The sequence below is a fragment of the Psychromonas sp. B3M02 genome (genome assembly GCF_003318165.1).
Taxonomy (GTDB): domain Bacteria; phylum Pseudomonadota; class Gammaproteobacteria; order Enterobacterales; family Psychromonadaceae; genus Psychromonas.
The window spans coordinates 1-24178 of sequence record NZ_QOCB01000093.1 but is presented as its reverse complement, the minus strand read 5'-3'; the positions used below and the strand labels follow the sequence as shown (position 1 = coordinate 24178).

Annotated in this window: 24 protein-coding genes and 1 riboswitch; of the genes, 8 read left to right on the top strand and 16 right to left on the bottom strand. The window is 37.8% G+C overall.

What is annotated here, in order from left to right:
* Positions 1–27: 27 nt before the first annotated feature.
* A complete protein-coding gene (locus DS885_RS09930) occupies positions 28–1062 on the top strand; it encodes a stealth family protein (protein WP_113819273.1) in 1035 nt (344 codons plus the stop codon).
* A 24-nt stretch (positions 1063–1086) separates the two neighbouring features.
* On the opposite strand, the gene DS885_RS09925 is transcribed toward DS885_RS09930, so the two are convergent.
* The 14 genes from DS885_RS09925 to menA form a co-directional block, all read right to left on the bottom strand.
* Entirely contained in the window at positions 1087–2076 is a 990-nt protein-coding gene (locus DS885_RS09925; RefSeq protein WP_113819292.1) for a stealth family protein, read from the bottom strand.
* Positions 2077–2124: 48 nt separating this feature from the next.
* Positions 2125–3402: a flippase gene (locus tag DS885_RS09920; RefSeq protein ID WP_258546890.1), complete on the bottom strand. Its 1278-nt coding sequence runs from the start codon at positions 3400–3402 to the stop codon at positions 2125–2127.
* 71 nt (positions 3403–3473) lie between these two features.
* Positions 3474–3842: an RNA-binding S4 domain-containing protein gene (locus DS885_RS09915; RefSeq protein WP_113819271.1), complete on the bottom strand. Its 369-nt coding sequence runs from the start codon at positions 3840–3842 to the stop codon at positions 3474–3476.
* 39 nt (positions 3843–3881) lie between these two features.
* Positions 3882–4556 (bottom strand): sulfotransferase, encoded by a 675-nt coding sequence (locus DS885_RS09910; RefSeq protein ID WP_113819270.1) that lies wholly within the window; start codon positions 4554–4556, stop codon positions 3882–3884.
* 123 nt (positions 4557–4679) lie between these two features.
* Positions 4680–5048 (bottom strand): RNA-binding S4 domain-containing protein, encoded by a 369-nt coding sequence (locus DS885_RS09905; protein WP_113819269.1) that lies wholly within the window; start codon positions 5046–5048, stop codon positions 4680–4682.
* Between the two features lie 64 nt (positions 5049–5112).
* Positions 5113–6231 (bottom strand): 2-iminoacetate synthase ThiH, encoded by a 1119-nt coding sequence (gene thiH, locus DS885_RS09900; protein ID WP_113819268.1) that lies wholly within the window; start codon positions 6229–6231, stop codon positions 5113–5115.
* A complete protein-coding gene (locus DS885_RS09895; protein ID WP_113819267.1) occupies positions 6228–7028 on the bottom strand; it encodes a thiazole synthase in 801 nt (266 codons plus the stop codon). Before DS885_RS09895 ends, thiH begins: the two co-directional genes overlap by 4 nt.
* A 2-nt stretch (positions 7029–7030) precedes the next feature.
* Complete coding sequence (gene thiS / locus DS885_RS09890; protein WP_113819266.1) at positions 7031–7231, bottom strand: sulfur carrier protein ThiS; 201 nt, start codon at positions 7229–7231, stop codon at positions 7031–7033.
* Positions 7232–7981 (bottom strand): HesA/MoeB/ThiF family protein, encoded by a 750-nt coding sequence (locus DS885_RS09885; protein ID WP_113819265.1) that lies wholly within the window; start codon positions 7979–7981, stop codon positions 7232–7234. It abuts the gene before it with no gap.
* Complete coding sequence (gene thiE, locus DS885_RS09880) at positions 7971–9500, bottom strand: thiamine phosphate synthase (RefSeq protein WP_113819264.1); 1530 nt, start codon at positions 9498–9500, stop codon at positions 7971–7973. The genes DS885_RS09885 and thiE overlap by 11 nt, the downstream gene beginning before the upstream one ends.
* A gap of 8 nt (positions 9501–9508) precedes the next feature.
* Entirely contained in the window at positions 9509–11506 is a 1998-nt protein-coding gene (gene thiC / locus DS885_RS09875) for a phosphomethylpyrimidine synthase ThiC (RefSeq protein WP_113819263.1), read from the bottom strand.
* Positions 11507–11586: 80 nt separating this feature from the next.
* Positions 11587–11727: riboswitch (TPP riboswitch) on the bottom strand.
* Positions 11728–12249: 522 nt separating this feature from the next.
* Positions 12250–12471, bottom strand: a complete 222-nt coding sequence (locus tag DS885_RS09865) for a hypothetical protein (RefSeq protein WP_113819261.1) — start codon at positions 12469–12471, stop codon at positions 12250–12252.
* Positions 12472–12531: 60 nt separating this feature from the next.
* On the bottom strand, positions 12532–14628 hold the full coding sequence (gene fusA, locus DS885_RS09860; protein WP_113819260.1) for an elongation factor G: 2097 nt from the start codon (positions 14626–14628) through the stop codon (positions 12532–12534).
* A gap of 203 nt (positions 14629–14831) precedes the next feature.
* Positions 14832–15746: a 1,4-dihydroxy-2-naphthoate octaprenyltransferase gene (gene menA / locus DS885_RS09855; RefSeq protein ID WP_113819259.1), complete on the bottom strand. Its 915-nt coding sequence runs from the start codon at positions 15744–15746 to the stop codon at positions 14832–14834.
* 119 nt (positions 15747–15865) lie between these two features.
* Between menA and DS885_RS09850 the strand changes: the two genes are divergently transcribed.
* The 5 genes from DS885_RS09850 to DS885_RS09830 all read left to right on the top strand — a co-directional run bounded on the left by DS885_RS09850 (position 15866) and on the right by DS885_RS09830 (position 21388).
* Entirely contained in the window at positions 15866–17161 is a 1296-nt protein-coding gene (locus DS885_RS09850) for an isochorismate synthase (protein ID WP_113819258.1), read from the top strand.
* Between the two features lie 21 nt (positions 17162–17182).
* Positions 17183–18913 (top strand): 2-succinyl-5-enolpyruvyl-6-hydroxy-3-cyclohexene-1-carboxylic-acid synthase, encoded by a 1731-nt coding sequence (gene menD / locus DS885_RS09845; RefSeq protein ID WP_113819257.1) that lies wholly within the window; start codon positions 17183–17185, stop codon positions 18911–18913.
* On the top strand, positions 18900–19679 hold the full coding sequence (menH, locus tag DS885_RS09840; protein WP_113819256.1) for a 2-succinyl-6-hydroxy-2,4-cyclohexadiene-1-carboxylate synthase: 780 nt from the start codon (positions 18900–18902) through the stop codon (positions 19677–19679). The genes menD and menH overlap by 14 nt, the downstream gene beginning before the upstream one ends.
* A 39-nt stretch (positions 19680–19718) precedes the next feature.
* Entirely contained in the window at positions 19719–20561 is an 843-nt protein-coding gene (menB, locus tag DS885_RS09835; protein WP_113819255.1) for a 1,4-dihydroxy-2-naphthoyl-CoA synthase, read from the top strand.
* Positions 20562–20785: 224 nt separating this feature from the next.
* Positions 20786–21388, top strand: coding sequence for a peroxiredoxin (locus DS885_RS09830; RefSeq protein WP_113819254.1), 603 nt, complete (start codon positions 20786–20788; stop codon positions 21386–21388).
* Between the two features lie 72 nt (positions 21389–21460).
* Here DS885_RS09830 and DS885_RS09825 read toward each other — a convergent pair whose 3' ends face one another.
* On the bottom strand, positions 21461–21766 hold the full coding sequence (locus DS885_RS09825) for a c-type cytochrome (RefSeq protein ID WP_113819253.1): 306 nt from the start codon (positions 21764–21766) through the stop codon (positions 21461–21463).
* A gap of 229 nt (positions 21767–21995) precedes the next feature.
* Here DS885_RS09825 and DS885_RS09820 point away from each other — a divergent pair, with 229 nt between their 5' ends.
* Both DS885_RS09820 and crp read left to right on the top strand, forming a co-directional pair.
* On the top strand, positions 21996–22226 hold the full coding sequence (locus tag DS885_RS09820) for a YheU family protein (RefSeq protein ID WP_113819252.1): 231 nt from the start codon (positions 21996–21998) through the stop codon (positions 22224–22226).
* 229 nt (positions 22227–22455) lie between these two features.
* Positions 22456–23094 carry a cAMP-activated global transcriptional regulator CRP gene (gene crp, locus DS885_RS09815; protein ID WP_025565472.1) on the top strand — a complete coding sequence of 213 codons (639 nt, stop codon included), beginning with the start codon at positions 22456–22458 and terminating at the stop codon, positions 23092–23094.
* A gap of 63 nt (positions 23095–23157) precedes the next feature.
* Here the strand turns inward: crp and DS885_RS09810 are convergent, their stop codons facing one another.
* The gene (locus DS885_RS09810; RefSeq protein ID WP_113819251.1) at positions 23158–23403 is read right to left on the bottom strand and encodes a hypothetical protein; all 246 of its coding nucleotides are present in this window, start codon (positions 23401–23403) and stop codon (positions 23158–23160) included.
* Positions 23404–24178: the final 775 nt, after the last annotated feature.

Below are 24178 nucleotides of genomic sequence, written 5' to 3'. Positions count from 1 at the left end.
GAAGCAATATATAAGGGAATTAGTCTAGTGACAATAAAAATAGATTTCGTTATACCGTGGGTTGATCCTAATGACCCTGATTGGCAGGCAGATAAAAATAAATATATGAGAAGTCATGCGGGAGATAGCAGCAACAAAAGATTTAATGATTTAGAAACGCTTAGATATGTATTTCGTTCCATAGAAAAGAATTGTCCTTGGTATAATAAAATTTTTTTAATTACTCGTGGTCATATCCCTCAGTGGCTTAGAAAAGATCATCCTAATCTGGTTATAATAAAACATGAAGAACTTTATTTTAATAACAATCACCTACCTACTTTTAATTCATCATCAATCGAAATGAACCTACCAAATTTAAGAGGTCTTTCAGAACAGTTTATCTATTTAAATGATGATTTTATTATTATAAATCAGATTAAAAGAGATAGGTTTTTTGTAAATTGCAAACCAGTAGACTTCCTATCTCATGGATGGGTAAAACGCGGAATACTATTTAAACTTTGTAAAGGGCATAATACTTGGGTTAATGCTTTAAATAACTGTTTAAAATTAATAAATAACGACTTTAAAATTAAACACTTATCGAATCAGTCTCTTTACCATTCAAGTTATGGAATAAAAAATAAAGTAAGTAATTTTATGTTAAAAAATATTTACAAGCAGTTCATTTGGTTAGAGCATTGGCATAATCCTCAACCTTACCTATTTTCTTCACTACAAAAAGCTAAAGATACATTCTCAACAGAAATGAGTATATGTTCTAAAAATAAATTTAGAAAAGACAATGATTTAACTCAGTACATTTATAGATATTGGCACTTAGCATCAAATAGCTTCCATCCATATAAACATAATGATGGTTACGTATTAAAAATTAAAAATTTAAACTATCTAACTAAAGGTATTTCATACATAAAAAAAAGAAATAGTTTAAACTTTGTTTGTTTTAATGACCAGATGACCGATATTACTTCCGATAAAGAATTTGATTTAATAAAAACTACACTTCTTAATTTTTTAGACAATATATTAATCGAAAGATCTTCATTTGAAAAATAACAGTTCATAGTAATGATGCTTGTTCTAAATTTCAAACGAAGACTTTTCAGGTAAAATATACTCAAGCGCAGAAATAATTTTTTTTTGACACAAGTTAAAGTCAATATCATAACCATCATTAATTGTTAATATTTTTAACTTTTGTTCCATGATATCTGCAACAATATCATCAATCCCCCTATCTGAGATTTCATGGTATTTGTAAAAGTCATAAATATTTATAGGATGGGTATTACCTTCGCAAAACTGCCAATACCTAAAAATATATTGGTTAATACCAGTTATACTTCTAAATTTATCATTAGCTACTTGTATTAATTTAGCCTCTTCTAACGACCAAACTTTATCTAAAGTAAATTTTAGATAAGGTGTTGGTGCATGCTGGTCAAGGAACCCTGTAAAATTTTTCCAAGGTAAAAGACATAACGTCTTAAACAAATACTTTTTATACTTTAAATTAATCCAGTTAAATGGATATGAGCTTATGACATGCTTTTTTTTAAAATTATTATTAATAATTTCAACAACATTCATTCTTATTGGTGATACGCTACTTGGAGTAAGAGCATTTAAGATGGGCATATCACAAGGCAGACCTTTTTTAAAAAAAATATTTGAATTTATAGGTGAAATAAGAAACATATCATCATTAAAATAAATAAACTTTTCAGATAGACCTTTGATTCTGTTTATAAATAACTCTATTGGGTGAGAGTTAAATAAAGGAAGGTATTCATTTGGAATATAATCCTCATGCTTAACAATGTTTAATTTAGGGTTATCTAAATCCAACCAATCAGGTAAATGTCCAAAAGTTATAAAATGGATCTTTCGGACCCATGGAGCAAATCTTTCAACTCCTCTAAACCAATATTTTAAAAACTTCCAATCTCGATAGCGTTCAAAACGAGCATCTGATAACAAAGAACTTGGGTTATACTTTTTGAACTCAGATTGCCACTTGGGGTCAGTTCCATCAACCCAAGGAATAACAATATCAATATCGTAAAGCACTAACTAACTCTCCTTTATATATTTAATAATATTTAAATTAATCACTATTTATATTATCCATGTCTTTATTCCTGTGACCTTAAATGCTTCCCAAGCCATATAAACATTCCAAAAAATGGTACTTATTGATACTGCAATTGCAGCCCCAATAACTCCATAATGAGGAATGAAAGAAAGGAGAAAAACTAAGTTTAGAATTAATGCAAATAAAAATGGTTTTATACCATTCATTTCATTACCAGTCATATTTAAGATTAACCCCACGGACCCCATTAAAACATTAACCGTTTGCCCAATACACAGAACAAGCAAAATAGAATAAGCCTTAAGGTATTCGCTCCCAAATAATAAATTAATAAGGAAATCACCGAAAAAGACTAATATGAAAATAATAGGCAGAGAAACAAGGCAGCTTAAGCGCACACTTTTGGTTAATAACATTTGTGTCGCTTCAAGGTCCCCTTCTTTATACAAACGCGCCACATTCGGCATAATAACCATGTTTATCGCAGATAAGCTTAATGATATTAATGCAACACCTTGCATTGCTACCTTAAAATAAGCCACTGACTCAATATCCCCCAAAAAACCCAAAAATACACTCGCTAATTCAGTATTAAGCGCCCCAATAAAAGCAATCAACGTAAATGGTAATAAGGCTTTATGCCATGTTTTAGTTATATAATCAGTAGTCGCATCCTTTAAAGTGACTAATAGCTTTTTTCTAATCAAAAAAGCACTAATGATAAATGCAGAAAAAGCAGATAAAAGGGAAATATAAAGTAAGTGGTAAGCTGAGAGTTCACTATAAAAAAAAATATAGCAAGACAAGACAACGAGTGTCATTAGCGGGGCAAAAATTTGGATCGGTAATTGCGCGAATATAGGTTTTCTAAACCCATTAAATATTGCGCCTTGTTGTATTAACAGGCCTTTAATTGGAATTAAGAAAATAGCTACCCAAAGCAAGTCAGATACAGAAGATTCAAAGAAATTAAAATATAAAGCACCACTCATTATTAGCATCACAATCAAAGAAATACTTACAACATAAAGACGAGACCAATTAATAACGCCTTTTAATAACCCCCACTTCTCCTGTAAATGAAAATGTGCAATTTCCCTCACTAACAAATTAGGCAAGCCTGCTACAGCAGGTAAGGTAGCCATAGCGATGATAGATAAAGCAAAACTATATAAACCAAACTGCTCAGGGCCAAGAAAACGCGCGTAAATAATGCCTAATATCATCGCCAAACAACGGCTAATGATCATCACCCCTGCTGTACCGGTAAATTTTCTATAGAGGGAAATTGGCTCGCTCATTTTATTCATCCATGGCCATAAAGCGCTCGTTACATCACAGAGGCATTTTCTTTTAAAACACTTAGTGTTCGTTAAAAACTAATCGGTTTACGTGGTTTCTTGGCTTTAAATGCCACTGAGTTGCTTTTCGCTGGTTCAGGTTCGGCTTGGTATTCCGTGTGTTGAAGTGCTGCTTCTTCTACAAACTCGTAGTCTTGGGTTTCACCGGCTAGGGCGATTTGTAGGTATTGCTCGTTGAAGTAGATTAGGTCGCCTGCATAAATCTTTTTACGCTTTTGCGTTTCTAGTTCGCCGTTTAATGAAACATATCCTTCGGCGATGGCTTGCTTGGCTTCACCGCCACCTGATACTAGATTTGCGATTTTTAATATTTTATACAGCGCAGTCGGTTCTTCACGGATCTCAATTAAAGTCGCGTAAATCTCTTGTTCATCGGACATGTTTTATTCTCATTTATAATTTATTGGCCGTTATACCAATTACGAGCTTTTATTTAAATGTGGAATTTTAATATCTGCCACTTTTCGATCAAGAAAAACAGCTAGTTTTTCTGCAGTATCCTGATGTGATAATACGAGACTTAAAAAATTATTTTTATCTTTAAAAAACTCTTTAACCTCTTGATTATACGAGTTATATTTTTGTATATAAGTATCTTTATCATATAGCGTTGTCTCATCAATACCATAAACAATTTGTGCTGACTGCCATAAGAAACCTTTTTTTCTATATTCAAAATTTTTCAAGTCATTAGCAGTAATTGGATTTCCATTGTTCACTAATTTCTGGTGAAATCTCAAAAGTGAGTTAAACCAAATTTCAGGACTCTCTCTTTCTAGTAAAATATATTTTGCATTAGGGTACTTCTTATACAGATGTTTATATGTATCAGGCATACTAAAAGGGATATCTTGAAACACTTCTGCTGTATCACAATAGTCTAAAATACTGTCGAAATCTTCGCGTTCATATTCATCAATTAATAATTCAGCTTTTGCCTGATTCCCTACAATATACCCTAAGCTTTTAAAAACTTCTTTTAAAGAAGTTGTACCTGTTTTATTCTTCCCAATAATAAATATTTTTTCATCTTTACCTAAAGCGGCCTTTATTTTTAATTTAAAGGAGCTTTTAAATTTAGGTATTATCCTCATAGTGATATCTCTTTAAAAGTTTAAAAGTAAATTGGTAATAGTTTTCAAAGCTAGATACTTATCTAGACCATTCTTATTATAATACTTCGATAGTCCAAATTTCTTTTGTATCAAATAAATAACTCAAAAACTAATCGGTTTACGTGGTTTCTTGGCTTTAGATGCCACTGAGTTGCTTTCCGCTGGTTCAGGCTCTACTTGGTATTCCGTGTGTTGAAGCGCTGGCTCTTCTACAAACTCGTAGTCTTGGATTTCACCGGCTAGGACGACTTGTAGGTATTGCTCGTTGAAGTAGATGAGGTCGCCTGCATAAATCTTTTTACGCTTTTGCGTTTCTACTTCGCCGTTTAATGAAACATATCCTTCGGCGATGGCTTGTTTAGCTTCACCGCCACCTGATACTAGATTAGCGATTTTTAATATTTTATACAGTGCAGCCGGCTCTTCACGGATCTCAATTAACGTCGCGTAAATCTCTTGTTCATCGGACATGTTTTATTCTCATTTATAATTTATTGGCCGTTATACTAAATACCTTATTGATATGTAATCGGTTTTATTTACCGGTTAAGCTATGATCCCAATCTTTCCAGACGACTTCATAACCTTGTGCTTTCACTAAATTAGCCATCACTTCAGGTGAGCGCTCGTCGCTAATTTCAAACTGCTCTAGCGCTTTATCTGCTTGCTCGGCGTATCCACCTGGTTGCGTGCTTGACCCTGCGCTGAGCGAGGTAATGCCTAACGGTAACACATGGTTTCTGAAATGTTCAGATTCACGTGTGGATAACGATAACTCTACCTCAGGATTAAACAATCGATAAGCACAAATTAGTTGTACGAGCTGTTTATCATCCATCACTGACTTAATTTCCATACCGCCTTCACAAGGACGTAAACGTGGAAAGGAGATAGTATAACGTGTTTGCCAATATTTTTTCTCAAGATAATTTAAATGAGCGGCCACATAGAAACAATCGGTACGCCACTCTTCTAAGCCAATTAAACTACCTAGGCCCATTTTATGAATACCCGCTTCACCCAATCTATCATGTGTATTTAAACGATAAATAAAGTCCGATTTTTTACCTTTTAAATGGTGCTCGGCATAGGTAACTGGATTGTAGGTTTCCTGATAGACCAATACCGCATTGACACCATACTCAATCAACTCGCTGTATTCTTCTTGATCAAGCGGCTGTACTTCGATGGTGATATTGGCGAAGTACTTTTTAATAATAGGTAGAGCTTGTTTGAAATACGCGACGCCTACTTTGCGTTCCGATTCCCCTGTCACAATTAAAATATGGTCAAATCCCATTTTTTTAATAGCGAGACACTCTCTTTCTATCTCTTCCATGTCTAAGGTTTTACGGCGTAATGCATTGTGCATTGAAAAGCCACAATAGGTACAAATATTACTACACATGTTAGACAGATATAACGGGATATAAAACTGCTGCGTTTTACCAAAACGTTGCAAGGTTAACTGCTGAGATTTTTGCGCCATCTGCTCTAAATAAGGTTCAGCTGCTGGGCTGATTAACGCTTTAAAGTCTTCTAAATCTAAACGTGGTTTAGATAAAGCACGCTGTACATCCTGTGCAGTTTTTCCATAAATAGAGAGACGCACATCATCCCATTGGTATTCTTTTATTTTATCACTGAAATTCACAGGCTTGCCTCTAAGAATGCAGTTAATGGACTCGATGCAACGGCTTGTGTACTTTGCCCACCTAAACCTGCCAAGTAGGCTTGTCGACCTGCTTGAACCGCTTTAGCGAAGGCTTCGCTCATTGCTACAGGATTACCTGCAACGGCAATAGCAGTATTCACTAGCACCGCATCAGCGCCCATCTCCATTGCTAATGCAGCATGTGAAGGACTGCCTAACCCTGCATCAACGACCACTGGAATGGTCGCTTGCTCAATGATGATGTCTAAGAACTCTGCGGTTTTAATCCCTTTGTTAGATCCAATTGGCGCGCCTAGCGGCATTACCGCAGCACAACCTGCTGACTCTAAATGTTTACATAACACAGGGTCTGCATGAACGTAAGGCAACACGATAAAACCTTTATTGGCTAACATTTCAGCTGCTTTTAAGGTTTCGATGGGATCTGGCAGTAGGTATTTTGGATCTGGGTGGATTTCTAACTTAACCCAGTTAGTTTGTAATGCTTCACGGGCTAATTCCGCCGCAAAAACGGCTTCTTTTGCGTTGCGAGCGCCTGAGGTATTAGGCAATAGATTCATGCCATTTTTAATTAAAGGTGCGAGGATATCATCATCGCGATCAGCCATATCAACACGTTTTAATGCCATCGTCACAAGTTCTGATTTTGACGCTTTTAAAGCATCAACCATGGTTTGTTGATCATTGAATTTACCGGTTCCGGTAAACAGACGAGAAGTAAAAGATTTATCGCCGATAATCAATTGATCTTGTTGTTTCATTTCTTCAAATAACATAGTTACCCACCTGCAATGGCTTGAAACAGAGAGATGTTATCTCCCTCATTAATATTATATTGCGTCCATTCTGAACGACTAATCACCTGCATATTGACAGCGACGGCGCTGCCTATTAACGGCTTTTCTAAATGACTTAATAACTGCTCAATATTCATTGAATTTGGCAATGTTAATGCTTGTTCATTCACTTGTATTTTCATCTATACCTGCCCACATACGCTGCACTGAGTGTCTTTATTAATGGCAAAGGTTTGCCAATCTAGGGTTTTACCATCAAACAGTTTTAATTTATTTTTAATACCAGAAGGCAAACCAACAAAATACTTGATCGCTTCTAACGCTTGTAGCGTGCCGATAGTGCCAACCACTGGGCCGATAATCCCAGCGTTGCTGCAATTAAGCGTTTGCTCTTCTGAACTAGGGAATAGGCAGTGATAACAAGGAGACTCGGCTTGGCTATGGTCAAAGAACATCAACTGCCCTTCTAAACGAATAGCTGCCCCTACAATCAATGGCACTTTGGCGTCAACACAGGCTTTATTAATCATCTGTCTTGTTGCCATGTTGTCAGTACAATCTAACACTAGATCAGCCATGGTGAGTTCCATGCTTAACTGCTGTTCAGGCATCTGTTTATTAATGCTGCGCACTTTAATATCCGGATTGAGTTGTTGGAGGCGTTGTTTCGTGACTTCTACTTTTGACTCACCAATATCACTGTTTTGATAGGTTATTTGACGCTGTAAGTTGCTCACTTCAATGTCATCAAAGTCGTTTAAAACTAAGTGCCCAATACCCGCTGCTGCTAAATATAAGGCAGCAGGAGACCCCAATCCTCCCATGCCAATAATCAATACTTTGGCATTTTTGAGTTTATGTTGTCCTGCTTCGCTCACCTCTTCCAAAAGCAGGTGACGGCTATAACGTAATAACTCGTTATCACTTAACATCTGTATTTCCTTGATTCATCACCTGATTAAATTGGTTAATCACTTGTTGTGGATCATCCGCTTTGGTTATTGCTGTTACTACCGCAATACTCCCAACACCACATTGCCATACTGCAGGAGCGCGATCTAAGTTGATACCACCAATGGCCACAGTAGGTGTTTTAGATAATAACGCGGCATATTTTGCTAAACGCGTTAATCCTTGTGGATCCGATGGCATCTCTTTGGTTTGAGTTGGGAAGATATGCCCTAATGCGATATAACTTGGTTTAAGCTGTTGGGCACGTAACAGTTCGTAATAACCATGGGTACTTAATCCAAGTCGCAAACCAGCATCGGCAATTAAGCCTAAATCAGCGACATCCATATCTTCTTGGCCAAGGTGAACCCCGTAGGCTTGATGTTTAACGGCTAATTGCCAATAGTCGTTGATAAACAATCTTGCTTGGTAAGCTTTGCCTAAGGCGATGGCATCGATGATCTGTTGTTCTACTTGATCGTTTTGCTTGTCTTTGATACGTAGCTGTAAGGTTTTTACACCCATTTTTAATAAGCGTTCAATCCATTCTACCGAGTCAACAACTGGGTAAAGTCCTAGTTGATGGGTATCGCAAGGTTCAAAACCTGGGCCCGCTTCTAAACGACCTGGTAAATCTAGTTCATAACCGATACTTGATTCGGGTAACACGATTTCAGGAAAGTCATCACGATTCGTTGGCCAACCGCAATGTGCAATAGCCCCTTCACCAGCGCCAAGTGCTTTAGAGGCTTTCAAACCTTGGTTCAGGTAAGCTTTTGCAATCACTAATGCATCTTCAATAAAGTAATCTAATGCCATTGCCCCTGCTATCGCGCTAGATAAGGTACAACCTGTGCCATGAGTATGCACATTCTCTAAACGAGGACTGGTTAAAGCAATCTCCCTTTTACCATCACTCCAGTAATCTAGGGCTACGTTATCCACCAGCTCAAAATGCCCGCCTTTTATCAACACACTACCGCAGCCCATATCAATCAGTTTATCCACCGCAGGTTTGAAAGACTCACCTGAGATTAAGGCGTGCCCCGATAGCGTTAAGACTTCATTAGCATTAGGCGTTAATAGGTCAATTTGTGGCAATAGCTCCGCTTTAATGACCTCAATTATACCTTCCTCAGTCATATCATCACCGGTCGAAGCAACTGCGACAGGGTCGTAAATGACAAACGGCTTTTGCGACCAAGTTTGTTTATACAATGCAAGTTGTTGCGCTAAGATTTTCACATGTTCAACGCTAGCCATTAACCCTATTTTAATCACTTTTGCAGGCATATCTTCTGCGAGGCTAGCCAATTGCTGAGTAAACATTTTTTCAGAAACGCTTTCAACCAGCTGAACTGATACTGAATTTTGTGCTGTTACCGCAGTGATCACTGAGCAAGGATCTGCCCCTAAATCATTAAAGGTAGCAAGATCAGCTTGAATACCTGCGCCAGCGCTCGAGTCAGAGCCGGCAATTGTCCATACTATGTTATTCATATTTAACCTTACACTTGTGAAGTTTTAAATTTTTCTAATACGGGAGGTTGATATATTTCAGCCCCGCTATCATTAAACTCTTTGGCTTTATTCGCCATACCTTGTTGTGCTGTTAGTGTGACCGTTTCATCTAGTAATTTAATAGATATCTCGCCACTCTCTAACTGTTTGGTAAAGTCTCGCACATCTTGAGTGATTTTCATTGAGCAAAATTTAGGCCCACACATGGAGCAGAAATGAGCAACCTTACCTGACTCTTGTGGCAGGGTTTCATCGTGATATTCACGTGCAGTGACAGGGTCTAAACCTAAGTTAAATTGATCTTCCCAACGGAATTCAAAACGTGATTTGGATAATGCATTATCACGGATTTGAGCACCAGGATGCCCTTTCGCTAAATCAGCGGCATGGGCTGCCAATTTATAAGTGATCAACCCTACTTTAACGTCATCTTTATTAGGTAACCCTAAATGCTCTTTAGGTGTCACGTAACATAACATTGCACAACCATACCAACCGATTTGAGCAGCACCAATGCCTGACGTGATATGGTCATAACCTGGCGCGATATCGGTGGTTAACGGGCCTAATGTATAAAATGGCGCTTCAAAACAATCTTCCAGCTGTTTATCCATATTTTCTTTGATCATCTGCATCGGGATATGACCTGGGCCTTCAATCATGACTTGCACATCATATTCCCAAGCTACTTTCGTTAGTTCGCCTAATATCTCTAGTTCTGAAAACTGCGCTTGGTCATTAGCATCAGCAATAGAACCAGGGCGTAAGCCATCCCCTAATGATAAAGAAACATCATACTGCTGGCAGATTTCACAAATTTCTCGAAAGTGTTCATAGGCAAAGTTTTCTTGATGATGTGATAAACACCATTTAGCCATGATAGAGCCACCGCGTGACACAATGCCAGTCACACGTTTTGCAGTCATTGGTACAAAACGCAGTAACACACCCGCATGGATAGTAAAGTAATCTACGCCTTGTTCGGCTTGTTCGATCAATGTATCTCTAAATACTTCCCAGGTTAGGTTCTCTGCTACACCATTTACTTTTTCAAGCGCTTGATAAATTGGAACCGTACCAATTGGCACAGGTGAATTACGTAAGATCCACTCTCGTGTTTCATGGATATTGCGTCCCGTAGACAGGTCCATTACCGTATCGCCGCCCCATAATGTTGACCAAACTAGCTTTTCAACCTCTTCTTCAATCGATGAGCTAACCGACGAATTACCAATATTCGAATTTACTTTCACTAGGAAGTTACGACCAATGATCATCGGCTCTAATTCAGGATGGTTGATATTAGCAGGGATAATCGCGCGACCTTCTGCGACCTCTTTCCGTACAAACTCAGGCGTAATACGATCTTGTAAATTAGCACCAAAGCTTTGTCCTGCATGTTGAAAGTGTAAGGCTTCACATTGAACGCGATCACGACCTTGGTTTTCACGAATCGCAATGTATTCCATCTCAGGAGTAATAATGCCTTGGCGAGCATAATGCATTTGTGTCACGCATTTTCCTGCCTTCGCTTTTAATGGCTGCGGTAGGTGACTGAAACGAAGTTCATCTAAGCTATTATCTGACAGTCTTTGTTGAGCAAATTCAGAGCTCACTCCAACTAATGCTTCACTATCACCTCTAGCTGTGATCCAACTCTCTCGCAAACGGGGTAAACCTGCATGCACATCTATTTTAGTATTCGGGTCTGTATAGGGGCCTGAAGCATCATAAACTGGGATAGGCTCATTTTTTTCATAGATTGGATTTTGCTCTGTGCCTCCTACAAAGGTATCTGTTTGATGGATTTGACGCATTGCCACTTTGATCGGATGGATCTCTCCATCAATAAAGATTTTTTCTGAATTAGGGTAAGCTTGATGGTTCAAATTTTGAATATAATCTTGCGCGGCTTGGCGAGATTGTTTACGGGATAAATTTTTACGACTTGTTGTTTTTAATGTTGAGTTGATATCTTTAGACATAGCATTCTTTACCTATTTTCTTATAGAAATGAGAAGAGTGCTTGTCGAATAGGTGTGGGAAGTTAAAAATATCCAAAGACAGATATTTTCTACTTGTTCCCTTCGTAGGTATTAGCCTAATCAGGTTCCACGGATCCCACATGATTACCTTTTAAAATTGGTATTCACTTAACGTGGTCTCAGCCTTTGGGATATTCCCATTAGCACTCCGACAAGATGGCAAAGAGTATAGAAGAAATTGTATTGGAATTAAACAGCTGTTTATAGTTTGTGGCTGTTTATAAAATCAAAAGACCGAAACAAGCAGGATAAATCCAGCGCCCCTTAAAAGATGTTTGGTAAATAGTGTAGAGAACTGACCACGACCTGAAGTCATTGTACGTAGTGACCTGAAGATGATGTGCCCAAACGCTTTTGTTAACTTAACTTTTGCTAACTTCACTTTTTCTAATTTCTTAACAGCCACAAAAAAGCCCCAATGACTTTCATCATTAGGGCTCGAACTTTCAAAGATTGTTAAGAAAGAATATTTCTTAGCAGCTTCTTTTTCAGCTTTAACTTTTCGACTTGCTTTGGGTATAGCGCATCAGCTACTGCTGAAGGACAAGGCATGACCTTTTTGAATTCCATACTGGACTAAGGGCAATGAACTCAAACGCTCTTACTAATTTCTTAACACCCACAAAAAAGCCCTAATGACTTTCATCATTAGGGCTCGAACTTTCAAAGATTGTTAAGAAAGATTATTTCTTAGCAGCTTCTTTTTCAGCTTTAAGTTTTTCGACTTGCTTTGGGTATAGCGCATCAGCTACTGCTGAAGGACAAGACATGACCTTTTTGAACTCCATAGAGAACTGACCACCACCTGAAGTCATTGTACGTAGTGAACTGAAGATGATGTGCCCAAACGCTTTTGTTAACTTAACTTTTGCTAACTTCACTTTTTCTAATTTCTTAACAGCCACAAAAAAGCCCCAATGACTTTCATCATTAGGGCTCGAACTTTCAAAGATTGTTAAGAAAGATTATTTCTTAGCAGCTTCTTTTTCAGCTTTAACTTTTTCGATCACTGCATCAGCTACTGCTGAAGGACAAGGCATGTAGTTTTTGAACTCCATAGAGAACTGACCACGACCTGAAGTCATTGTACGTAGTGAACCGATGTAACCAAACATTTCTGAAAGAGGTACGTCAGCTTTAATACGAACACCAGAAGCACCAGCTTCTTGACCAGCAATCATACCACGACGACGGCTAAGGTCACCGATAACGTCACCAACGTGATCGTCTGGCGTGAATACGTCAACAGACATTACAGGCTCTAGAAGTTGAGCACCCGCTTTAGGGATAGATTGACGGAATGCACCACGAGCTGCTAATTCAAATGCTACTGCAGATGAATCCACGGCGTGGAAACCACCATCAAATAGTTCAACTTCAACGTCTAATACAGGGAAACCAGCAAGTACACCGTTATCCATCATGCCTTCGAAACCTTTCTCGATTGCAGGGAAGAATTCTTTAGGTACGTTACCACCAACAACTGTAGATGTGAACGTAAAGCCAGTACCAGCTTCACCAGGCTTGATACGGTAATCGATTTTACCGAATTGACCAGAACCACCAGATTGTTTCTTGTGAGTGTAAGAATCTTCAACTGCTTGCGTGATTGTTTCACGGTAAGCAACTTGAGGTTCACCTACAACTAACTCAACACCGTAAGTACGTTTTAGGATATCTACTTTGATATCTAAGTGAAGTTCACCCATACCAGATAGGATTGTTTCACCTGAATCTTGGTCTGTTTCAACACGGAATGTTGGATCTTCTGCAACCATTTTACCGATAGCGATACCCATTTTCTCAGTAGAGCCTTTATCTTTTGGTGTTACAGAGATAGAGATTACTGGTTCTGGGAATACCATAGCTTCAAGAATGATTGGATCTTTTGGATCACATAATGTGTGACCAGTTTGAACGTTTGACTTCATACCAACGATAGCGATGATATCACCCGCTTGTGCAGAAGTAAGTTCGTTACGGTCATCAGCTTGCATTTCACACATACGGCCAACACGCTCAGTTTTACCTGTAGCAGCGTTAAGAATTGTGTCGCCTTTCTTAAGTGTACCTGAGTAGATACGTACGAAAGTAAGAGAACCAAAACGGTCATCAGTGATTTTAAATGCTAGTGCTTTAAATGTTTCTTCAGCAGAAACTGTTGCTACTGCGCCAGTTGGTTCACCTTCTTCGTCTGTAAGAGGTTGTGGATCAACATCTGTAGGACAAGGTAAGTAATCAACAACAGCGTCAAGGATAAGTTGAACACCTTTGTTTTTGAATGCAGAACCACAGTAAGTAGGGAAGAAGTCCATTGTACGAGTACCAGTACGGATACAACGTTTAATGTCTTCAATTGAAGGTTCTGTACCTTCTTCTAAGTACTCCATTAGTAGATCTTCATCTTGCTCTAATGCAGTTTCAATTAGCATTTCACGGTATTCTTCTACTTTATCAACCATGTCCGCAGGAACATCTTCGACTTTGTAGTTTTCTGGAAGACCAGAGTCATCCCAAACGTATGCTTTACGGCTTAATAGATCAACAACACCAGAGAAGTCGTCTTCGATACCGATTGGTAATACCATTACTAGTGGGTTAGCACCTAGTACGTCTTGAGTTTGCTTAACAACACGGTAGAAGTCAGCACCCATACGGTCTAATTTGTTTACGAAGATGATACGAGCAACTTTAGAGTCATTCGCGTAACGCCAGTTAGTTTCTGACTGAGGCTCAACACCACCAGAACCACAGAATACACCGATACCACCATCAAGTACTTTAAGAGAACGGTATACTTCAACTGTGAAGTCAACGTGTCCAGGAGTATCGATAACGTTAAAACGGTGATCGTCCCAGAAACAAGTTACAGCAGCAGACTGGATAGTAATACCGCGCTCAGCTTCCTGTTCCATGAAGTCAGTTGTAGATTCGCCGTCATGTACTTCACCAGTTTTGTGGATTTGACCAGTAAGTTTCAGGATACGTTCTGTAGTTGTGGTTTTACCCGCATCAACGTGCGCGAAAATACCAATGTTTCTGTATTTAGTTAAATCAGTCATTTTTTATACTCTGTATGTAAAAAATTGGAGGCTATATTCCCGCGGCATTATACAATCTTTGTAGTTAAACAGAACACAGTATTTAGAAAAAAGCGGAAATATGTTGTTTTTTTCGACTTTATTTTGTCATATTTTCTGTAAAACGCGAAAAAAAACCAAAACACTGTTATTTAAAACAGTGTTTAGTCGCAAAATTAAGCAGTTCATGTGATCAGTACAATAGAAAAGAGCAATGAGAAAACAAAAGTGCTGATCGCTGTATTTTTTAATTGCTCATTAAAAATCGCGCTCTCATTTTCAAAGTCATTCAGAGCAATATAGATTTGCGTACAGCTTTTTATTAATGGGCTAGCAATTAATAAAAATAGGAATTGCCAGAATTGGCTGCCCGGTAAGCTATAAATGTACAGCCCGCTACACACCATCGCAGCAATAATAAGTAATAGATGATAAATAAATGCCTTTTGACGTCCAAATAACACCACTAAGGTTATTTTATTAGCCGCTTTATCATTTGCTAGGTCACGCATATTATTAATATTCAATACTGCAGCACTTAAGAAACCAACACTAAAAGCCGGTAAAAGAATCTCAATAGGTAAAGTTAATGCCTGTAAATAAAAGCTGCCTAACACGCCTAATAAACCAAAAAACAGAAAAACAGCAACATCGCCCATGGCGCGATAACCATAGGGGATCTTACCCATGGTATAAGTGATCGCCGCTACAATTGCGACAATTCCTAATCCTATAAATAGTAACCAATGCTGAAGATCGTCACCAAAAGATCGTACCAATAAAGACAAGCCAGAAAGAATACAAGCAAAGGTGACAAAGATAATGGCTTTTTGCATTGCCACTTTACTAATTAGTCCACTTTGCATCATCCGTTGTGGCCCAACACGTTGATCATCAGCGCCTGATACTGCGTCCCCATAATCGTTAGCTAAATTAGAAAGGATTTGTAACAACAAAGCAGTTAATAAAGACAATAGAAAAATGCCCATATCAAAAACCTGGTAATACTTTGCTAAGCCACCAGCCACAATGATAGAAGATGCAGCCAAAGGCAGTGTACGCAGACGACAGGCGTGAAGCCAAACTTGATATTTGTTCACTCAATAATCCTATATGAATAAAGTGCTAAACGATGATATTTATCAATAACAATGCATAGGTAATGGTTAAGATAGTGTTATGTAAATGTTGATTAACCACCGATGGTTGTAACGAACTGATGTGTAAATTTAAGCAATTTCGACAACGATTAATACAGAAACTACAATTCTTTAGTTTTGAGCATGGACAATACCCATCACAAAACTTAACTATTACAATTGATCCCATTACATTATTGGCATTGCTGAAAGGACAAAATAATCCCTCAGGTAATAAACCAATACTATACCCTCTTATTTATTGGCAGAATAAAGAACACACTCACACCCTAGCTAGCTTTGGCAGTATTGAAGTGTTAAATCATATCCCCAATGCTTCTGACCAACAACTTTATTTAGGTGGGTTGGCTTTTCAGCAACAAGGTGAACAATGGCCAGACTTCCCTAGTACTTGTTTTATTCGCCCTTTAATGGTTTTTCAAAAGCTGGATGAACAGTGGGAAGTAATATTTCACTTTGACGGTAATAACGCAATTGACGATACCATTAAAGCGGTAAGCTCCTTGCAAGCTCCGCAATCCAATTCACTACTATCGCTTTCGAAGTTCAGTCGACAAGATACACCTAACCAACAACAATGGGCTGAACTAGTTGAGTTAGCAATAGAGTACAAAGCATTATTACCTAAAGTCGTATTATCAAGACAAACTGAACTATGTTTTGATAGTAATATTAACGTTTGGGATGTGATGGCGTTATGGCAAAAGGCTAATATTAATAGCTTTCACTATGTTTTTAGGTTTTCAGAAAAACGATCTTTTATTAGCTGCTCGCCTGAACGTTTATATTCACGTCACCACCAGTCTGTTACTACCGAAGCCCTAGCAGGAACAGCACCAAGAGGAATGACGGCGAATGAAGACCAATGGTTAAAAGAAGGTTTATTTCATGACAAAAAAATAGACCGTGAAAACCACATCGTACAAGAATTTATTGTAGCAAGTCTTAAACAATTAAAAGCGCAGGTAAATTGTTCCCCTATTCAAGTGATGCAGTTACAAAATGTACAGCACCTGTGTGTACCAATAAAAGCCTCTTTGCCTAAAGAGGTAAAGGATAATCATCTGTTACACAGCTTACATCCCACACCTGCAGTAGGCGGAATTCCTAAATTATCTGCTCTGCAATTTATCAACGATAATGAACCTTATATACGAGGTTGGTATGCAGGAGCTGTTGGCTATATAAGTAAAGATAGCAGTGATTTTAGTGTCGCTATCAGAAGTGCTTTAATTAAAAGTAATAGCATTAAATTATTTGCAGGCGCGGGGATTGTTACAGGGTCAATTGCCAGCGATGAATGGCAAGAGCTTGATAATAAAATTGGCACTATTTTAACTATTCTAAATAGTTAACCTCAATAGCGAGACTTATAAATGCACACAGATAGCGATAAGCCATTTTCATGTTATCACTCAAATATTAACCTATTATGGGCAAGTTTATTAATAGAAGAACTGACCCGTCATGACATTAGTGATTTTTGCATTGCACCAGGCTCCCGTTCAACACCTTTAACGTTAGCCGTAGCCAATAATAAAAAAGCTACTGCACATGTGCATTTTGATGAAAGAGGATTAGGATTTTTTGCACTTGGCTTGTGCCAAGCATCCACTAAGCCTGTGGTGATAATAACAACCTCAGGTACAGCAGTTGCAAACTTGTACCCTGCAGTCATAGAAGCTAGACAAAGTCACTTACCATTAATTGTGCTTTCAGCGGACAGACCAACAGAATTAATTGACTGCGCTGCTAATCAAGCGATTGAACAGCAACATATTTTTTCTAGTTATCCTATTTTCTTTAAGCAGATCCCTAGCCCAACAACCGAGATCCCTCCTAATTTTTTGTTATCAACATTAGATCAGGGAATTGCGTCACAACAGGTAAAGCTTGGACCTATCCACTTCAATCTCGCGTTTAGGGAGCCACTTTATTCAGAGCATAAACTAAGTGACTTTACTGACTACTTAACGCCTTTAAAAGTTTGGACTCAACATATCTCTCCTTTCACTTGTTATCATCAAAGTAAACCTAGCGTTTTACCAGCTTGTATCGAGTTACCCTACTCCAAAATAATGGTGGTCGTAGGAAGAATTCAGGATAAACAGCAAGCCTTAGCCATTGAACAATTTTGTATTCAGCATCAATTACCACTTTTTGCAGATGTGCAGTCTCAGCTACAACACTCAACGCAAAACATTGCGCACTATGACCTACTATTAAACAACCCCAAATTTAGTGAATTATTACTAGAGTCTGAGCTAATCGTCCAATTTTCAGATCACTTGATTAGTAAACGCCTTACTCAATTGATTGATAATAATACCGCACCACTTTGGGTGATTTCAGAGCATCAACAACGCATCGATCCAACTCATACAGCCACACAACGATTTATGACTTCCGCTAGCACTTTCATTTGCTCTGTGGTTCCACAAAGCTACCCCGATCATAGCTGGTTCAATAAAATAGTTAATTTACAGAAAAAGCTCAGTGAAACATTAACCACTTACACTCACTCTAAAGCGCTTAATGAAATAAACAGCACAGTCTATTTACTCAATCATATGCCTATGCAAACACTACTTGGTAATAGCCTCGCTATTCGTATTGCAGATATGTTCGCTAATACCTCTTCCCATATTTATAGTAATCGAGGAGCAAGTGGCATTGATGGTTTAATCGCTACTGCGGTAGGAATTGCAAAGCAGAAAAATACTGCAAGCAGTCTGGTCATTGGTGATACCTCTTTTCTATACGACTTAAACTCGTTAGCACTATGCAAACAACTCAATAAGCCTTTTATCATTTTATTATTGAATAATGATGGAGGTGGGATTTTTAATCTCTTACCGATTCCTGCAGCACAGCAACAGCAGTTTTATCAACAGCCTCATGGTCTGACCTTTGCACAAACTTGTGAACAATTTTCCATTAATTATGTCAAACCTAGTACATTTTCTGAATTTAAAGCACACTATCAAACAGCATTAATGAATAACGCAACAAATTGCACTACCCTGATTGAGGTTTGTACTGATAACAAATTAACGACAACACAACTAGACGTTATTAAGGAGCAGGTGAAAAATGCCATTATATAGTGAACAGCAAGGTTCAACGTCTCACCCCACGTTAGTTTTTTTACATGGATTTTTAGGTAACCGCAACGATTGGCAAAGCACCATAGAAGCACTCAAAGATGATTATCATTGTGTCACCATCGATTTACCAGGCCATGGCCGTTCTGCAGGCTGTGTCATTTCATTACAAGATGGCTTCGAAAACTGTCACCAATTAATACAATTCACCCTCGCCACATTAAACATTCACTCTTTTACCTTAATTGGTTATTCCCTAGGTGGACGGATTGCTCTAGATTATGCTCGTACCCAGCAAGACAAACGTTTACAGCACTTAGTATTAGAGTCTTGTCATCTAGGACTGGATAATGAACAGGAAAAAATACAACGTCGGCAATTTGATCTCAATTGGGCCACACACTTTGCAACCAATGCCATCGAAGAAAGTTTGATGCAATGGTACTCTCAACCGATTTTTGATGACCTCAATGATATTCAAAAACAGTTTATTATTGAAAAACGTAGCCATAATTACGGTGTATTTTTAGCAAATATGTTGTTATCTACTAGTTTAGCCAACCAACAATGTGCCAGTCACTTTTTAGAAAAGACCGATTTACCTATTACTTACCTATATGGTGAAAAAGACACTAAATTTGCGCAAGTCGCCAGCCTATTTCCAACACTTAATAATATTAAAATCCGCTGTTTTAATGGCCTAGGTCATAATACACATCAACAAGACCCCATAAACTATGCCAATACGATTAAACAACTGAGCAATTAGCGGTTTAATTTCCTTGATGGCATACATAATGGAGTGACTATGACTGAATCAACACATTATTCCGCAATACAATGGCAACCGAGCGCGTTAACTTTTGAAGATATCTATTATCACAAGGCTGAAGGCATAGCTAAAATCACCATCAATCGCCCACAAGTACGTAATGCATTTAGGCCACAAACCGTTAACGAAATGATGCAAGCCTTGCACGATGCTCGTTATGACGCTGAGATTGGTGTGATTATTCTGACTGGCGAAGGCAATTTAGCTTTCTGCTCAGGTGGTGATCAAAGTGTCCGTGGAGATTCAGGTTATAAAGATGACACCGGCGGTCATCACCTCAATGTATTAGATTTCCAACGTCAAATTCGTACTTGCCCTAAACCTGTAATCGCCATGGTAGCTGGTTATGCAGTAGGTGGAGGGCATGTATTACACATGATGTGTGACTTAACGATTGCTGCGAATAACGCTCAATTTGGTCAAACTGGTCCAAAAGTCGGTTCTTTCGATGGTGGTTGGGGTGCAAGTTACATGGCGCGCATTGTAGGGCAGAAAAAAGCACGAGAGATTTGGTTCCTCTGCCGTATGTATGATGCACAAGAAGCCGTTGACATGGGATTAGTCAATACCGTCGTTCCTCTTGTGGATTTAGAAAAAGAAACAGTGAAATGGTGCCGTGAAATATTACAAAATAGTCCAATGGCATTACGTTGCCTAAAAGCTGCCTTGAATGCAGACTGTGATGGTCAGGCAGGCCTACAAGAGTTAGCGGGCAATGCGACAATGCTTTTCTACATGAGTGAAGAAGGGCAAGAAGGTAGAAACGCCTTTAACGAGAAACGTAAACCAGACTTTAGTCAATATTCAAGAAACCCGTAACCGGGCGGCATAAAGTAAGACAACAACCTAAGCACACAATCTAAAATCGCCAAATATCCATTAACAGTGATTTGCTATTGTTGAATTAATAATAGTAGTCACATTAATGGAGTCTTCTCCATAAAAGCATTTCATAAAGCCTTAATTTAACGCATCATAGTCGGCTACATAAAACATAAGCATTGATTCAATATACGACTTGAATTCAAAGAAAGGAAAATCACATGGTATTAGTAGGCAAACAGGCTCCTGATTTTACTGCTGCAGCAGTATTAGGTAATGGCGAGATTGTAGATAACTTTAATCTAAAAGATTTTGCTAACGGTAAAAAGATAGTGCTTTTCTTTTATCCACTTGACTTCACCTTTGTATGCCCTTCTGAACTGATTGCATTTGATAAACGCTTTGGGGATTTCCAAGCACGTGGAGTTGAAGTTATTGGTGTCTCTATTGATTCACAATTTTCTCATCATGCATGGCGTAACACTTCTATCAATAATGGCGGTATCGGCGCAGTGCAATATCCGCTTGTAGCAGATATTAAACATGAAATTTGCAAAGCCTATGATGTTGAGCTGGAAGACGAAGGCGTTGCATTACGTGGATCTTTTCTGATTGATAACGAGGGTAAAGTACGTCACCAAGTAGTCAACGACCTACCTTTAGGACGAAATATAGATGAAATGCTACGCATGGTGGATGCGTTACAATTCCATGAAGAGCACGGAGAAGTATGCCCAGCTCAATGGGCAAAAGATAAAGCGGGCATCGAGGCTTCACCTGAAGGGGTGGCTAAATACCTTGCCAATCACTCAGATGATTTATAAAGATGATCATTTTCTATCATTCATAAATATAAAAATGGCCTGACTAGGCCATTTTTCATTATACGATAAGCATTATTTCAATGAGGAGTAATAAGCAGCTAAATCTTCAATATCTTCATCACTTAACGATGTTGCTTGAGGAATCATTACCGCAGACAAACCACCTTCACGTTGCCCTGCTTTGTAAGCGTTTAAAGCCGATATTAAATAAGCTTCATTTTGCCCCTTTAGATTAGGATAAACAGGCACGTTAGTTATACCATTTGCGCCATGGCAAGCAGCACAAATAGCAGACTTCTGTTTACCTGCATCAACATCACCTGCAGTGGCTACTAACGGAAAAACCACTAAGATTAAACTTAGCATTTTTAAATACATATAAGCTCCATTAACCAATTATTTACCTAGAATGTAACATCATATAATAACAACCATATTAAACATATGGTTTAAATAGACTCTTTCTTAGCTCATCACTTAATGGACCACTAATTAGCTATTATTACTATAAAAGATTTCTTACTCCATGCTACCAATAATAGATAAAACTGATATTGTAGATGAGTAAGAGAAACAACTTTCTTAAATTTAAAAAATGAGTTTAACAATGCGCATCCCCCACCAACAACTTGATGAAACTACCCTTAATAATTTAATTGAACAGTATATTTTACGAGAAGGGACTGATTACGGTGAAGTTGAATTTTCTTTAGCAGAAAAGACAAAACAAGTGTTAAAGCAAGTTGAAAATGAAGACATTTACATTATGTATTCTGAACTTAATGAAAGTGTTACCTTAATAAGTAAAGAAGCATTGTCACAGGCCCAAACTGATTAATAATAAAACAGATAAATTGTTAATTTTGTATCTACTAGTCCATAATCTAAATATTATTAAAGAAAATGCACCTATTTATGACAAAGATCTAATTTATTACACAACTAATACTCATAAATATTACAGAGTATGAAAAAAAAACGATACAATTCATACACAACTAAAATGAATTAGTGAATAAAATAACAAGAATAGCGGTATAGCTATTACTACAGACAAAGGGAAATTTATGATCATTACCAAGCCTCAAACCGATCCAACGTTAGAATGGTTTTTATCACACTGCCATACCCATAAATACCCAGCAAAAAGTATGTTAATTCACGCTGGTGAAAAAGCTGATACTTTATATTTTATTGTTAAAGGTTCTGTTGCAGTTGTTATCAAAGACGAAGACGGAAAAGAGATGATCCTCTCTTACTTAAACCAAGGTGACTTCATTGGTGAGCTAGGTTTATTTGATAAAGAAGAAAACCCAATTCGTAGTGCTTCGGTGAAAGCAAAGTCAGCTTGTGAAGTAGCAGAAATCTCATACAAAAAATTCACACAGTTAATTACAGTTAACCCTGAAATTTTAATGCGCCTTTCTCGTCAAATGGCAAACAGACTGCAAGTGACTAGTCAAAAGGTAGGTAACTTAGCATTCTTAGACGTGACAGGTCGTATTGCAAATACATTACTAGATTTAGCTAAACAACCAGATGCGATGACTCACCCAGACGGTATGCAGATTAAAATTACTCGTCAAGAGATTGGTCAAATTGTAGGTTGTTCACGTGAGACTGTTGGTCGCATTTTGAAAATGCTAGAAGAGCAAGGATTAATTTCTGCTCATGGCAAAACAATTGTTGTCTTTGGCACTCGATAGTCAGACTATTACAAACTAATAAAAAACCGCTTAAATGCGGTTTTTTTATAGAGCAATATAAAATTAGTGCTTACTAGGTCCATTACGAACCAAATCTTGCCCTGTTTGAAACACCTCTTCAGTTACCCAACGTGATAATAATAATTGGTGTTTATCATCTAATACAGCTACAAACCTACGTCCATCTTTATTATTCGTAGCTAACGCTAGACCAGATACATTTGATAAACCTAAACTACCACTCTCAACTAAAAGCAGGAATTTCTCTAACTCTTCTAGGTTACTAATAATACTCGTTTCATTACTCATATTTAAACTCTCTTGTTTAACTAAACGGTGATCTTTACTTAGACTCTTTAATATATTTATTAAGTATATTTTAATGCTGTTCTGGGAGCATACAGCCAAGATAGCGATGTAATCGTTTAATACCAATCATAGTAAGTAACTGATCTATTTTACTTGTTAAAACAACTTATTTTTTCGTTGTAAGTTTCGTATAGGGAACAACCATTTACATCAACTTACGCCTCAAACTAAGCCATTTTTCCGGCGCAAAATTTAGATCAGTTATTTAATACAATTGGTATAAGGCGGTAAAACTCACCTTAATATAATTGAAAAGCCAGATCTTGTTGTACTGCTGCTACCGCAGGTTTTAAATTAATGGAACAGATTCTACTATCAATATAAAAAATAAGAATGCTAAATTATAGATATAAAAAACCTGTCGATATTATCAACAACGATTGTTCGTATTAGGTGCTTGGCGATGGAAAGTAGTCATAAAGCTCGTGACCTGTGCTGTCGTACTATCAGGGCACGCAGAGCTTAGCCCCGATGCTATCGCATCATTCGCCCCTAATACCAATCATAGTAAGTAACTGATCTATTTTACTTGTTAAAACAACTTATTTTTCGTTGTAAGTTTCGTATAGGGAACAACCATTTACATCAACTTACGCCTCAAACTAAGCCATTTTTCCGGCGCAAAATTTAGATCAGTTATTTAATACAATTGGTATTAATTGGTATAAACTCAAATTTCAGGCATAAAAAAACCAGCAGTTAGCCGGTTTGATTA

What these genes read in the sequence shown, in the direction of transcription:
- DS885_RS09920 (WP_258546890.1), bottom strand. Translation starts at nt 3,402, where the DNA reads ATGAGCGAGCCAATTTCCCTCTATAGAAAATTTACCGGTACAGCAGGG.
- DS885_RS09915 (WP_113819271.1), bottom strand. Translation starts at nt 3,842, where the DNA reads ATGTCCGATGAACAAGAGATTTACGCGACTTTAATTGAGATCCGTGAA.
- DS885_RS09910 (WP_113819270.1), bottom strand. Translation starts at nt 4,556, where the DNA reads ATGAGGATAATACCTAAATTTAAAAGCTCCTTTAAATTAAAAATAAAG.
- DS885_RS09905 (WP_113819269.1), bottom strand. Translation starts at nt 5,048, where the DNA reads ATGTCCGATGAACAAGAGATTTACGCGACGTTAATTGAGATCCGTGAA.
- DS885_RS09895 (WP_113819267.1), bottom strand. Translation starts at nt 7,028, where the DNA reads ATGTTATTTGAAGAAATGAAACAACAAGATCAATTGATTATCGGCGAT.
- thiS (WP_113819266.1), bottom strand. Translation starts at nt 7,231, where the DNA reads ATGAAAATACAAGTGAATGAACAAGCATTAACATTGCCAAATTCAATG.
- DS885_RS09885 (WP_113819265.1), bottom strand. Translation starts at nt 7,981, where the DNA reads ATGTTAAGTGATAACGAGTTATTACGTTATAGCCGTCACCTGCTTTTG.
- thiE (WP_113819264.1), bottom strand. Translation starts at nt 9,500, where the DNA reads ATGAATAACATAGTATGGACAATTGCCGGCTCTGACTCGAGCGCTGGC.
- thiC (WP_113819263.1), bottom strand. Translation starts at nt 11,506, where the DNA reads ATGTCTAAAGATATCAACTCAACATTAAAAACAACAAGTCGTAAAAAT.
- fusA (WP_113819260.1), bottom strand. Translation starts at nt 14,628, where the DNA reads ATGACTGATTTAACTAAATACAGAAACATTGGTATTTTCGCGCACGTT.
- DS885_RS09850 (WP_113819258.1), top strand. Translation starts at nt 15,866, where the DNA reads ATGTGTAAATTTAAGCAATTTCGACAACGATTAATACAGAAACTACAA.
- menD (WP_113819257.1), top strand. Translation starts at nt 17,183, where the DNA reads ATGCACACAGATAGCGATAAGCCATTTTCATGTTATCACTCAAATATT.
- menH (WP_113819256.1), top strand. Translation starts at nt 18,900, where the DNA reads ATGCCATTATATAGTGAACAGCAAGGTTCAACGTCTCACCCCACGTTA.
- menB (WP_113819255.1), top strand. Translation starts at nt 19,719, where the DNA reads ATGACTGAATCAACACATTATTCCGCAATACAATGGCAACCGAGCGCG.
- DS885_RS09830 (WP_113819254.1), top strand. Translation starts at nt 20,786, where the DNA reads ATGGTATTAGTAGGCAAACAGGCTCCTGATTTTACTGCTGCAGCAGTA.
- DS885_RS09825 (WP_113819253.1), bottom strand. Translation starts at nt 21,766, where the DNA reads ATGTATTTAAAAATGCTAAGTTTAATCTTAGTGGTTTTTCCGTTAGTA.
- DS885_RS09820 (WP_113819252.1), top strand. Translation starts at nt 21,996, where the DNA reads ATGCGCATCCCCCACCAACAACTTGATGAAACTACCCTTAATAATTTA.
- crp (WP_025565472.1), top strand. Translation starts at nt 22,456, where the DNA reads ATGATCATTACCAAGCCTCAAACCGATCCAACGTTAGAATGGTTTTTA.
- DS885_RS09810 (WP_113819251.1), bottom strand. Translation starts at nt 23,403, where the DNA reads ATGAGTAATGAAACGAGTATTATTAGTAACCTAGAAGAGTTAGAGAAA.